Raw genomic sequence first — 11,952 nt, 5'->3', positions numbered from 1 at the left:
AACATTAATGAGTACAACAGAGAAAAATATTGTATGGCATGATGCTTCAGTTTCAAGGAAAGAACGGTCCAAAAGATTAGGGCACGAAAGTTTTGTCCTGTGGTTCACAGGTCTGTCCGGCTCAGGAAAGTCTACTCTTGCCAATGCAGTGTCCCGCAAACTGTTTGAAGAAGATCGATTAACCTATGTGCTTGATGGGGATAATGTCCGTCATGGATTAAATAAGGATCTCGGATTTTCACCGGAGGACCGCCAGGAAAATATTCGCAGAATTGGAGAGGTAGCAAAGCTTTTCGTTGATGCAGGCACGATTGTGAGTACTGCATTTATATCTCCATACAAAGAAGACAGAGCGCAGGTGCGTAATCTTTTGAACGACGGAGAATTCTTTGAAGTTTACGTAAAATGCAGCCTGGATACTTGTGAGCAGCGTGACCCTAAAGGCTTATATCAAAAAGCCCGTAAAGGAGAAATTCCTGAGTTTACTGGAATCAGCTCTCCTTACGAGGAACCGGAAGCTCCTGAAATTGTAATTGACACAGAGGAGTACAATATAGAAAAGGCTGCTGACGCTATACTGGAGCAGCTCCGTGAAAAAGGACTGCTCTAGCAGTCCGACAGGAGGGGAAGTTATGGCTTATAAAAAAACGTGGGCCGAGAATCCGGACCAGTTAAATAAGGATGAATTGAGAAAGCTCGACCGGGACGGTTTAGATATTTTAAATGACATAGAGTATTATGCAGCCAACGGTTTTGATTCAATTCCAAAGGAAGACTGGCCGACATTTAAATGGGCAGGTCTGTACCTGCAGCGTCCTAAAGAAGATGGGTACTTTATGATGCGTGTAAATATTCCATCAGGTATTATCACGAATGATCAGATAGAAGCTCTAGCTTCCATCGGCAGAGACTACGGCCGCGGTGTGATTGATATCACTACACGCCAGGCGATACAATTTCATTGGCTGGAAATAGAACAGCTCCCTGATATTTTTAACCGACTTGAGAAAGTCGGCTTGTCTTCTGTCGGAGCCTGTGGTGATATCCCAAGAACGATAGTCGGTAATCCATTGGCAGGAATTGATCCGGATGAATTAATGGATACGAGAGAAATTGTTGAAGATGTATTTCAATTTTTTCAGAGAAACCCTGATTTTTCGAACTTACCTAGAAAATTTAAAACATCTATTTCTTCCAATATCCATAATGCCGGCCATGATATGATAAACTGTCTTGCTTTTACTCCTGCTGTAAAAGAAATTGATGGAGAAGAAATCATAGGTTTCCATGTTAAGGTAGGAGGCGGACTTTCGGCTAAACCTTATCTGGCAGAAGAAATTGATGCTTTTGTGCGTCCTGAAAGAGTAAAGGATGTGGCCATTGCAGTAGCAACCATTTTCCGTGACTTTGGCTACCGCCAGAAGCGCCATCGTGCAAGACTGAAGTTTTTAGTTGCTGACTGGGGTGCGGAAGCGTTTCTCCAAAAGCTTATTGAATACACTGGAGAACTTCCTTCTAAAGGGATCGATAAAACGGAGGATTGGAACGGTGGTTATTTTTACGGTGTACATCCACAAAAACAGGAAGGATTAAGCTATGTGGGCTTTAATGTTCCTGTTGGAAGAATGGACTCTGCAGAATGGTTTGAGCTTGCAAGAATCGCAAGGAAGTATGGCAGCGGAGAAGTAAGAACTTGCAATTCTCAGAATCTAATCATTCCGGGTGTGCCAAATAATAAAACAGATGAGATGCTGAATGAGCACCTATTTGAAAGAATTACAACAGAGCCGGATAACTTTATGGCCTATTCTGTTTCCTGTACGGGAATAGAGTATTGTAACCTCGCAGTTGTAGAAACTAAAGAAAGAATGCGCAGAGTTGCAGAGTACCTTGATAATGAAATTTCACTCGACGTTCCAGTCCGGCTTCATATGGTCGGCTGTCCTAATTCCTGCGGCCAGCGTCAGATTGCTGACATAGGCTTTCAGGGAATGAAAATGCGCACGAAAGATAAACAGATGATCGATGCGTTTGAATTACACGTTGGAGGGACATTAGAGAAAGGTGTCGCGCAATTCAATAAAAAGCTGAAGGGAAAAATTGACGCAGAAATTTTACCTGAGGTAGTTAAGGAATTATTAATTCATTTTGATGAGCAAAAGGAAGACAGCGAGACATTCTTTGCATATGTAGAGCGTACCGGTCTCACCGCTCTTCAAGAAAAACTCGACGCGGTCCTTGCATCACGCCAGGAGCAGGGCGCATGAATTTATATCGGATTGAAGCAGAAACAAAAGATTATGGTGTAGTCTATGTTGCTGTTGCTGCAGAATCTGAGGAAAAAGCATTTGAACTGGCAGAAGTGGAAGTGGAAAAAAGCTTTTTGCGATTACCTGTCATTGAAAACTTATGCATCACACAAAAACGCAGCATTAAAGCAGGGGCAGCTTTTGTCTTTGCAGAAGATCCCGTTCAAACTGCCCTGGAAAATAATAACTTCCAGGGCAAATGACGTTTCACCAAGAATACGAGAAATGAGGTGCCGTTTATGGCGGCAGGCAGTGTCTTTTTAGTAGGTGCAGGACCAGGGGACGAAGGACTTATTACAGTAAAAGGTCTTTCGCTTATTAAAAAAGCTGATGTGATTTTATATGATCGTTTAGTAAATCCCTTATTGCTTGAATATGCGCGGGAGGACGCCGAGCGAATTTATTGCGGCAAGCTTCCTGATAGACATCACCTACGTCAGGATGCAATCCAGCAAATTATGGTGGATAAAGCAAAACAGGGATGCAGCGTAGTCAGACTGAAAGGCGGAGACCCCGGTATGTTCGGCAGAGTCGGCGAGGAAGCAGCTGCGCTGAAAGAGCACGGTATTTTCTATGAAATTGTACCTGGCATTACAGCCGGTATGGCCGCCCCATTATACGCCGGGGTGCCTATAACGCATAGAGATTACTCCGGAAGCTTTGCAGCGGTCACTGGACACAGAAAAACTGAGGAGGGGCAGCCATCCCCAGACTGGAAATCCCTTGCGAAAGGTGTAGACACTATTGCTTTTTACATGGGAGTCAAAAACCTGCCGTTAATTGCTGAGAACCTATTAAAACATGGGAAAGCTGCGGAGACCCCGGTAATTATTATTGAATGGGCTACGACAGGGCGGCAGCGAACAGTTAAAGGAACTCTTGCTGCAATCAATCATGAAGCCCAGAAAGAAAAGGTACAAAATCCGGCGATCACTCTCGTTGGAGACGTAGCAGGGTTAAATAGCCAGCTTGCGTGGTTCGAAAGCAGGCCGCTTCACGGAAAGTATGTGTGGTTAGTAAAAACAGCTTCATCACGCAGTACCATTGCAGAAAAGTTAAAGATAGACGGTGCAGAAGTAATTGAGGCACCTCGCTTTGAAGTAATCAGCTCTGAGCATCCGCTTCCTGCCAATTTATCCTCCTTTAATAAAATTATCTTCACCTCTCCTGAAAGTGTCGACTTCTTTTTTGAAGCTTTAAAAAAGAAGCGTATTGATATTAGATCAATTACGGCTGACTTTGTCGGTAAAACAAAGAGAGTGCAAACGCAGCTTGAATCACTTGGTATTTTTTCAAATAAAGAAATGAGCGGAGAGAAAGTTCTGGAAGTGGGAGAGGAGGACAGTCTTACTAAAAAGAATACCTCCTACAATTTCTGGATCAGTCACGAAGTAAAAAAACGAAAGCTGACTGAAAATACTCTCGGACGACTCATTACGGATAATGTAATTAATACGGTTGTGTTTCCGTGTGCGAAGGCTGTTAAAAATGCTGAAATAGAGCTGAAACAGCATAATATTGAGCCGGTGGAATGGTTCCGCAGTAAATCAGTAATCTGCTACGGAACGAAAAGCAGGAAGGCCGCCCAAGCAGCTGGAATAAGTGTGAATGCTGTGCTTGCAGAACCGAATGCTGAAAAGCTTCTGCAATACCTTTATCAAACTCCGGAAATGGTGTTGTAATTCATCAAGGAGGGATGTACATGCAAGCCATCTTATATGTGGGACATGGCAGCAGGGTAAAAAAAGGAAATGAGCAATTACAATACTTTGTAGATCAAGTGAAGAAACGTATGCCCCATACCATTCAGGAGACCTGCTTCCTTGAGCTGGCAGAACCGGATATTATTAAAGGGGCAGATACCTGCGTGCAGCAGGGGGCGAATTCTTTAGTAGTGTCACCTGTACTGCTTCTTGCAGCGGGGCATATTAAAAAGGATATTCCTGATGAACTGGCTAGGGTACAGCAAAAATATCCGGAACTGCCGATTCATTACGGAGATCCATTTGGGCTTCATGAGAAAGTATTGGATGTACTAGAGCAGCGTCTCGCTTCACAAGGCTGGGATGCCTCACAAAAAGCTGATATTCTGCTGGTCGGCAGAGGCAGCAGTGATGAAGATGCACTGGCAGACTTTGATAAAATGCGGGAGGCCCTTCGTAGAAAAACCGGTGCAGAGCATGTCCAAAAAGCATTTCTTGCTGCAGCTGCTCCTTCATTCGATGAAGGTCTGGAGCGGATGACCACAAGCAGGGCTGAAGTAGTCTATGTACTTCCATATCTACTTTTCACAGGAATATTAATGAAAGAGATGGAAGATGCCATTAAGAAAAAAAATAACCATAGTTCTGCTCCTATAAAGCTCTGCGATTTTCTCGGCTATGATGAGCAGCTGTGTGAGGTTCTTAAGCAGAAAACACAAGAAGCCGCAAATGCTCCTCTATTATTTCCTGGAGCAGAGCCCAATGTTTGATTTCCCTGTTTATATGACTATCGAAAAGAAGAAAGCGGTCATCATAGGGGGAGGAACAATTGCACTTCGAAAAGCTGAAAAGCTTTTATCTGCCCAGGCAGAAGTGATAGTAGTGGCTCCAGATCTCCATCAGGATCTGTTTTCTCTTTATGAGAAGGAATCCATCGTTTGGATTAAAGACATCTGCCGGAGAGAATATTTTGAGGACGCTTTTATTATTGTTTCTGCTTCAGGAGATAAACAGGCACAAGCAGTGATCGAAGCAGCTGCACGGGAGAACCAGCTCGTAAATGGAGCGGATAACCCTTCTATTGGTAATATAGCGTTTCCTGCTACCATTGAGAGCAGGGAGGTTCATATTGCAGTCTCAACGAATGGAAGGAACCCTGCACTTGCCAAAAAGCTGAAACAAAAAATTTCCTCTCAATTGCCAGAATGGTTAAATACTTAAAGGGTTCATAAAAATTCAGTACCCGCTCTGTTGATTAAAATCACACTAAAACAAGTAATCCCGTACCACTTTTATAGTGATACGGGATTATTTTTTGGGAGAACGTCAACTGTTTATAACCTTTTGATACTGCCCCTGGTTGTTTACCTATGAGTTTTCATAATATGCTCCGTCAAAACGCTTCGCTTTCCGCCGGGCGCGGGTTTTGCCCGGTTAGCTGAAGCGCTGCCCACGGAAAGCGAAGGACTTGTCCACTGCTTTTTTTACCATGTAAAAGGGGCGAGTATCATTTATGATACAGCTCCTTTTTGTATTTGATGCCGGTCAAGACAAGCCAGGTTATTTCATTTATTGCATGATAGCTCTCGGAAATACATAATGAGAAGGAAAGCTTCGCATTTCGAAAAGTACGGAGGGAAGCCCATGACTGACATTTATAAGTTCACTCAAACGCGTGGTATATTAACCCCGCAGCAGCTCTATGAAAAGCTTAGAACTCTTACAAAACCGATTCAGCTGGAATTAATTACGAAAACCTTGATGGAGATACCAAGTATTACGTGTTCCACCGGGGAGAAGGATATTGCAGATTATTTATATGCTTTTCTACGAGAGTTTCCTATATATAAAAAATACCCGGAACTCATCTGGGAACAACCTATCCCTGGAGATACACTTCAGAGAAAAAATATATTTGCCGTACTTCGCGGGAAAAAAGCTCCTTCAAAAAAAACGATTCTTTACCATGCTCATTATGATACGGTTGGTATAAATGATTATGGTTCCTGGAAAGATTCGGCGTTTAATTCAGAACGATTAACGGGGTATTTTAAACATGATTCCGATCAAACTCTGCAAAAAGAGGCACGAAGTGGGAACTGGTTATTTGGCAGGGGATCAGTCGATATGAAGAGTGGAATTGCCGTACATCTGCTGAATCTTCTTGAATTCAGCCGCGAACTCACTGATTGGAGCGGTAATATTCTGCTGCTGCTCAACCCGGATGAAGAAAATGATCATACAGGAATAATGACGGCGGTGCATGAACTTACAAGGCTGCAGGAAATGCATGGTTATCAGTACAAGCTTGCTATTAACAATGATTATACAACTGCCTTATTTAAAGATGATCCATATCATTATGTTTACACCGGCTCTGCCGGCAAAATTCTACCATGCTTTGCGATATTCGGAAATCCGGTTCATGTGGGCGAATCACTAAAGGGGCTGAATCCTGTGTTGATTTCCTCAGAAATTAACAGAAGAATCAGCAGTAATATGAACTTAACTGAAAAAATAAAAGGAGAATATGTTTTACCTCCGACATGTCTCTATCAACGGGATACAAAGGAGGCTTATAATGTCCAAACACCTCTTAGCAGCAGAATGTATTTTAATTATTTCTTGTATGAAAAAAACCCGGACGAAGCGATCGAGCTTCTTAAATCAGAGGCTGAAGCAGCCTGCAGCACTGTGGAGCAATATATGGAAAAACAATACAGACTGTTTAACAAGCGGACAAAAACTTCAGCTGATTCTGATGCTGACTGGAAATGTGAAGTTAAAACGTTGCAAGAATTGTCTGTCACCCTTAAAAAGAAAAACATCGATATTGGAAAAGTATGGAACCAAGTAAAAGAATTATCGAATACTACGGATAAACGCGAGCTTTGCTTTGAACTAGTTGAAGCTCTTTATAACTTAGTAGAGGATAAAAAGCCGCTTGTTATTTTATTTCTGGCTCCGCCCTTTATTCCTCACAATTATCTCAACAGCAAAAGTGAAGCAGATAAGCAAATTGTAAAACTTCTGCACGAAACGTTAATAGATACCGAAAAAAAGAGCGGTTTAAAGTTTCAAACGAGACGATTCTTTCCATTTTTATCGGACAGCAGCTTTTTAACTCTGAAAGAAGGAAGCTCTGTACTCGAGCATATTAAAGGAAACATACCGGATAAAGATTTTGTTGAGACAGTTCCTCTTGAAATGATTCGGGGATTGAATATTCCTTCCGTAAATATTGGGGTATATGGAAAAGATGCCCATAAACATACAGAGCGCCTATATAAACCTTATAGTTTCGATACGCTTCCGGACATGATTTATTCGTTAACAAAAAAAATCTTACATTCTTGAGTAAGTAATCTGCGGAGGAAATTATGTATCCGACATCAACTACAAGCGAAAAACTTAAATTATTTATACATGTCATGCTTCCGATATTAGCTACACAAATAGGAATGTACGGCATGAATATGTTTGACACCATGATGTCAGGAAGAGCAGGGGCAAAGGAATTGGCAGGAGTAGCAATAGGGTCAAGCATCTGGCTTCCTGTATTTACTGGGCTGGGCGGTGTCATGATGGCGATGACTCCAATTCTTTCTCAGCATATCGGAGCTGGGGAAAAAGATAAAGTTCCCTTTAAAGTTTTGCAGGGAGTTTATCTTTCCATAGCGCTATCAGTATTGGTTCTGATCGCGGGAGCGGCTATTCTAAATCCTGTTTTAGAAATAATGAGTCTTGAAACAGATGTTCAATTCATCGCAAAACATTATTTGATCGGTATGGCTTTTGGAATTCCTGCGTTATTTTTCCAGCAGGCACTTCGAGGATTTATAGATTCACTTGGTCAGACGAGAGTAACGATGATTGTCACACTGCTCGCTTTGCCGGTAAATGTGGCCATGAATTATTTATTGATCTTTGGCAAATTTGGTTTTCCAGAGCTCGGGGGAATAGGTGCTGGCTATGCCTCTGCTGTAACTTACTGGTTTATTCTTGGTATTGCAATGTATTATACGATTAAAGTAAAACCATTCCGATCTTTCCGTATATTCCGCTTGAGACAGCGTGTGTCATTTACAGCTTGGAAAGAAATATTATTAATCGGCCTGCCGATAGGCTGTACTATATTTTTTGAAACTAGTATATTTGCTGCAATTACCCTGTTAATGAGTGAATTTAGTACAGAGGTGATAGCAGCTCATCAGGCAGCTATTAATTTTGCATCTCTGTTATACATGCTTCCTCTAAGTATTGCCTTTGCTTTAACAATCGTCGTTGGCTTTGAAGCTGGCGCAGAAAGAATTCAGCATGCAAAACAATATGCCAGGCTGGGTATGCTCACAGCCTTTGGGCTGGGTGTGATTGCTTCGGTGCTGATCTATTTCCTGAGAAGTCCAGTGACGGTTCTTTATACATCGAATGAGGAAGTAGCAGAATGGATGAGGGTATTTCTTATTTATGCCATCTTTTTTCAAATGTCTGATGCGGTTGCCACTCCCATCCAGGGAGTTCTAAGGGGCTATAAAGATGTGAATGTGCCTTTTCTGTATGCATTTGTTTCATTTTGGATAATCGGTCTTCCGCTGGGATATGGACTTGCTTCGTTCACAGACTTTGGACCTCTCGGATATTGGATTGGGATAATTACAGCACTCGCTGCTGTAGCTTCTACGCTCTATTTCCGACTTCGGAAAGTCCAGGCGGATGCTCTGAAAAGCTCGGCTTATGGGTAATGACTATGCAAATATGAAGGAGCTACTATGAAAACTTTATTGTTTGGCGGCGGTACGATAGAGAGTGAAGCGTATAAAGTAGTAAACGATACAGACATACTAATTGGAGTCGATCGAGGAGCACACAGACTGATTATGAACGGCTTTTATCCTGATATTGCTCTTGGTGATTTTGATTCTGTATCTAAAGAAGAATTAATAACAATCCAGGAGAACAGTAAACAAGTAATGCAATGTGACGCTGTTAATAAAAACCAATCTGATATGGAATTGGGGCTTGAGGCGGCAGCTGGCCTGCCTTTTTCGAAAGTTTTAGCATTCGGCGCTCTCGGCTCTAGATTTGATCACTCCCTCACGAATATCTTTTTATTAGAGCGCGCTCTAGAGCTTGGGTTGAGACTAGAGCTGCAAAATAATACAAATATTATTCAGCTTACTGATAGTTCTTTAAATATTAATGCAAATTCCTATCCGTACGTTTCACTTCTGCCTTTGTCTGAAATTGTTGAAGGAGTGTCGATTAAAGGGTTTTATTACCCGCTCGAAAATGCAACACTAAAAAGAAGTTCTTCACTCGGAGTAAGTAACAAAATGATTGAAAAAACAGCAGCTGTTTTCGTTAAGAAGGGACGGCTGCTAGTTATACAAAGCAGTGACCAATAAAGGGGGCTTTCGATGCTTACCCGCCAGTCCACTCGTCTAAAAATCACAAATACTGCTGCCTTCCTCACTGTTCTGATTGTGAATAGTCTGGCAAATACGCTCCCTATTAATGGGCAGACGACCGGTGAAATATCCGATAGACTGCCTGTGCTGTTCACACCGGCAGGGTATGTTTTTTCAATCTGGGGTGTAATATATTTTCTATTCTTTCTTTGGACGGCAAAGCAATTTTTGGCAAAGCCTACAGAAGAACATATATATGCCAAAGCAGGTTATTGGTTTGCGATAAGTTCATTTTTTAACGTAAGCTGGCTGTTTCTTTTTCATTATGAAAGGTTTAATTTGACCATATTCGCGATGATGGGGTTATGGATCTCGCTCTTTATTTTATATTCCAGAATAACAGCTCTGGAAGAGCGGTCCTTTTTACTGCGCTTTCCCGTTTCTGTGTATTTAGGATGGGTCTCTGTGGCTCTCGTAGTAAATATAGGTGTTTTTTTTGTAACAAATGGCATAAATGAATTTCTTTTTTCAGGAGAACTATGGACTGCTTTTGTGATATGCGGTGTGATCTATGCTTCAATCTTGTTCATGCGGAAAATGAATGATCAGACGTTTCCATTAGTATTTGTTTGGGCGCTTTTCGGCATATTTATCGGTAGGGTAGAAGAGGCACCGCTGGTCGGCTGGTCTGCCGCGGCTGCTTCCTTCCTATTACTTATTTTTGTATTGGCTCGTTTCCGAAAAAAAAGAACGATTAACAGCTTCTAGGGGCGGGAATATTTATTTGAAAGAATAACTCTTTTGATCGATATTATATGAAAAGGAGAGGAGTTAAATGGCAGTTACAAAAGAGGAAGTCCGCAGCATGATTGATCATTTAACTGAGGAGCAGACAGAAGAAGTATATAACTATATTACAGAACTTCAGGATTCAGACGAAGAAGAAATGTCAGCAGGCCAGATTAAAGGTCTATTCGATCAGGATGAATATCTAGAAGAAGGTGAAAAAAAACCAAAAGATCCATTAGACAATACGGACACCAGCCGTAGAGAAAAACTATAGTCTGAAATGTAGAAATTTGTTATTGCTTTCATTGAAGGTACCCCTTATACTTTATTTTGGCGCAGAGCTAAAATGGTAAAGGGGTATTTTTATGGTTACAGTTATTATATCTGTCTTACTCATGGTAGTGCTCAGCCTGATTGGCGTAAACGTAGTGCTGGCCATTCTTGCAGCCGGTTTAGCAGCCGGAGTTACCGCGGGGTTGTCTCTGACAGAATCACTTAAAATTCTGATAGCAGGGATGGGCGGACAGGCTGAAACGGCACTCAGCTATATTCTTCTCGGTGTATTCGCTGTGATGATTGGTTACTCAGGTATCACTTCTGTATTGGTAAGGACATTAATGAAAGTGCTTAAAGGCAGGCGCGGGCTGCTGCTTATGACGATCGCAGGGGCAGCATGTCTATCGCAGAATGCTATACCGGTACATATTGCATTTATTCCAATATTAATTCCTCCCCTTCTTCGATTATTTGATGAGATGAGAATTGATCGAAGGGCAGTGGCTTCCTCATTAACTTTTGGCTTAAAAGCTCCTTATGTTATGGTTCCGGTCGGATATGGCTTTATTTTTCATAATACCATTGCAGAAGAAATGGAAGCGAGTGGAATGGACCTGCCCGTAACCGATATGTGGAAAGCACTGCTCATACCCGGCCTTGGAATGATCGCCGGTCTGCTGATTGCAGTGTTTATAACGTACCGGAAACCGAGAGAAATTTTTGGTAAATCATCCATAAAAGAAAACAGTCCTAAAAACAATGACGAATTATCCGGATTTACTTCCCAGCATACTTTTACAGTCATAGCAATGTTGGGAGCATTGGTTGTCCAGCTCTCCATGAATTCTCTGATTTTCGGTGCGTTAACCGGTATTATCCTCCTGTCTGCTGCCAGGGTAGTTCCTTTTCGACATGGAGATGAAATGGTGAATGACGGCATTAAGATGATGGGAATGATTGCGTTTGTGATGCTCATTTCTTCGGGCTTTGCCAATATTTTAAAGGAAACTGGAGCAGTAGATGATCTTGTGGGGGCAGCGATAGGATCGGCAGGAGCACCGGGTATATTAACGGCAGCATTGATGCTGCTTACCGGCCTTGTGATAACGATGGGAATTGGTACATCCTTTGGCACAGTCCCTATTCTTGCTGCATTATTCGTTCCGTTCTGCATGAGTGTGGGTTTTTCTCCACTTGCGACAGCGGCTCTCATAGGAACCGCAGGAGCAATGGGGGATGCAGGTTCCCCAGCATCAGATAGTACATTAGGGCCAACTGCAGGATTAAATGCTGACGGACGTCATCATCACATCTGGGATACGTGTGTCCCTACTTTCCTTCACTACAATATACCCTTATTTTTATTCGGTTTGTTAGCTGTTATGATATTATAATGCAAACACTCTCCAGGAGGAGAGTGTTTGTTTTTCAGAAAAAGGGAACAGATAAACAGTATGAGAAAGGACG

General features: G+C 42.1%; 12 protein-coding genes. All 12 read left to right on the top strand.

All coding sequences use genetic code 11. The features are described from left to right. The first annotated feature begins 7 nt into the window (after nt 1–7). Nucleotides 8–610 carry an adenylyl-sulfate kinase gene (cysC, locus tag ACE4RR_RS15875; protein WP_375536412.1) on the top strand — a complete coding sequence of 201 codons (603 nt, stop codon included), beginning with the start codon at nt 8–10 and terminating at the stop codon, nt 608–610. A 22-nt stretch (nt 611–632) separates the two neighbouring features. Next, a complete protein-coding gene (locus ACE4RR_RS15870) occupies nt 633–2,267 on the top strand; it encodes a nitrite/sulfite reductase (protein WP_375536411.1) in 1,635 nt (544 codons plus the stop codon). Then, a complete protein-coding gene (locus ACE4RR_RS15865; RefSeq protein WP_375536410.1) occupies nt 2,264–2,512 on the top strand; it encodes a DUF3906 family protein in 249 nt (82 codons plus the stop codon). Before ACE4RR_RS15870 ends, ACE4RR_RS15865 begins: the two co-directional genes overlap by 4 nt. 36 nt (nt 2,513–2,548) lie before the next feature. Further along, nucleotides 2,549–3,991, top strand: coding sequence for a uroporphyrinogen-III C-methyltransferase (gene cobA / locus ACE4RR_RS15860; protein WP_375536409.1), 1,443 nt, complete (start codon nt 2,549–2,551; stop codon nt 3,989–3,991). Nucleotides 3,992–4,011: 20 nt separating this feature from the next. Next, the gene (locus ACE4RR_RS15855; protein ID WP_375536408.1) at nt 4,012–4,782 is read left to right on the top strand and encodes a sirohydrochlorin chelatase; all 771 of its coding nucleotides are present in this window, start codon (nt 4,012–4,014) and stop codon (nt 4,780–4,782) included. Then, nucleotides 4,775–5,233: a precorrin-2 dehydrogenase/sirohydrochlorin ferrochelatase family protein gene (locus ACE4RR_RS15850; protein ID WP_375536407.1), complete on the top strand. Its 459-nt coding sequence runs from the start codon at nt 4,775–4,777 to the stop codon at nt 5,231–5,233. Before ACE4RR_RS15855 ends, ACE4RR_RS15850 begins: the two co-directional genes overlap by 8 nt. 423 nt (nt 5,234–5,656) lie before the next feature. After that, nucleotides 5,657–7,369 carry a M20/M25/M40 family metallo-hydrolase gene (locus tag ACE4RR_RS15845; RefSeq protein ID WP_375536406.1) on the top strand — a complete coding sequence of 571 codons (1,713 nt, stop codon included), beginning with the start codon at nt 5,657–5,659 and terminating at the stop codon, nt 7,367–7,369. A gap of 23 nt (nt 7,370–7,392) precedes the next feature. Further along, entirely contained in the window at nt 7,393–8,754 is a 1,362-nt protein-coding gene (locus tag ACE4RR_RS15840; protein WP_375536405.1) for an MATE family efflux transporter, read from the top strand. Nucleotides 8,755–8,781: 27 nt separating this feature from the next. Next, nucleotides 8,782–9,417 (top strand): thiamine diphosphokinase, encoded by a 636-nt coding sequence (locus tag ACE4RR_RS15835; protein ID WP_375536404.1) that lies wholly within the window; start codon nt 8,782–8,784, stop codon nt 9,415–9,417. A 12-nt stretch (nt 9,418–9,429) separates the two neighbouring features. After that, nucleotides 9,430–10,188 carry a TspO/MBR family protein gene (locus ACE4RR_RS15830; protein WP_375536403.1) on the top strand — a complete coding sequence of 253 codons (759 nt, stop codon included), beginning with the start codon at nt 9,430–9,432 and terminating at the stop codon, nt 10,186–10,188. Between the two features lie 67 nt (nt 10,189–10,255). After that, the gene (locus ACE4RR_RS15825) at nt 10,256–10,483 is read left to right on the top strand and encodes a hypothetical protein (RefSeq protein ID WP_375536402.1); all 228 of its coding nucleotides are present in this window, start codon (nt 10,256–10,258) and stop codon (nt 10,481–10,483) included. A 91-nt stretch (nt 10,484–10,574) separates the two neighbouring features. Next, nucleotides 10,575–11,879 carry a Na+/H+ antiporter family protein gene (locus ACE4RR_RS15820; protein WP_375536401.1) on the top strand — a complete coding sequence of 435 codons (1,305 nt, stop codon included), beginning with the start codon at nt 10,575–10,577 and terminating at the stop codon, nt 11,877–11,879. Nucleotides 11,880–11,952: the final 73 nt, after the last annotated feature.

Origin of the sequence: Alteribacillus sp. HJP-4, from assembly GCF_042139015.1 — a bacterium.
Lineage (GTDB): Bacteria > Bacillota > Bacilli > Bacillales > Marinococcaceae > JBHIKY01.
Note: the sequence above shows the minus strand (reverse complement) of the source record. Positions and strands in the feature narration are given on the sequence as shown.

Coding starts and splice junctions, on each gene's coding strand:
- cysC (WP_375536412.1), top strand. CDS start 8: ATGAGTACAACAGAGAAAAATATTGTATGGCATGATGCTTCAGTTTCA.
- ACE4RR_RS15870 (WP_375536411.1), top strand. CDS start 633: ATGGCTTATAAAAAAACGTGGGCCGAGAATCCGGACCAGTTAAATAAG.
- ACE4RR_RS15865 (WP_375536410.1), top strand. CDS start 2,264: ATGAATTTATATCGGATTGAAGCAGAAACAAAAGATTATGGTGTAGTC.
- cobA (WP_375536409.1), top strand. CDS start 2,549: ATGGCGGCAGGCAGTGTCTTTTTAGTAGGTGCAGGACCAGGGGACGAA.
- ACE4RR_RS15855 (WP_375536408.1), top strand. CDS start 4,012: ATGCAAGCCATCTTATATGTGGGACATGGCAGCAGGGTAAAAAAAGGA.
- ACE4RR_RS15850 (WP_375536407.1), top strand. CDS start 4,775: ATGTTTGATTTCCCTGTTTATATGACTATCGAAAAGAAGAAAGCGGTC.
- ACE4RR_RS15845 (WP_375536406.1), top strand. CDS start 5,657: ATGACTGACATTTATAAGTTCACTCAAACGCGTGGTATATTAACCCCG.
- ACE4RR_RS15840 (WP_375536405.1), top strand. CDS start 7,393: ATGTATCCGACATCAACTACAAGCGAAAAACTTAAATTATTTATACAT.
- ACE4RR_RS15835 (WP_375536404.1), top strand. CDS start 8,782: ATGAAAACTTTATTGTTTGGCGGCGGTACGATAGAGAGTGAAGCGTAT.
- ACE4RR_RS15830 (WP_375536403.1), top strand. CDS start 9,430: ATGCTTACCCGCCAGTCCACTCGTCTAAAAATCACAAATACTGCTGCC.
- ACE4RR_RS15825 (WP_375536402.1), top strand. CDS start 10,256: ATGGCAGTTACAAAAGAGGAAGTCCGCAGCATGATTGATCATTTAACT.
- ACE4RR_RS15820 (WP_375536401.1), top strand. CDS start 10,575: ATGGTTACAGTTATTATATCTGTCTTACTCATGGTAGTGCTCAGCCTG.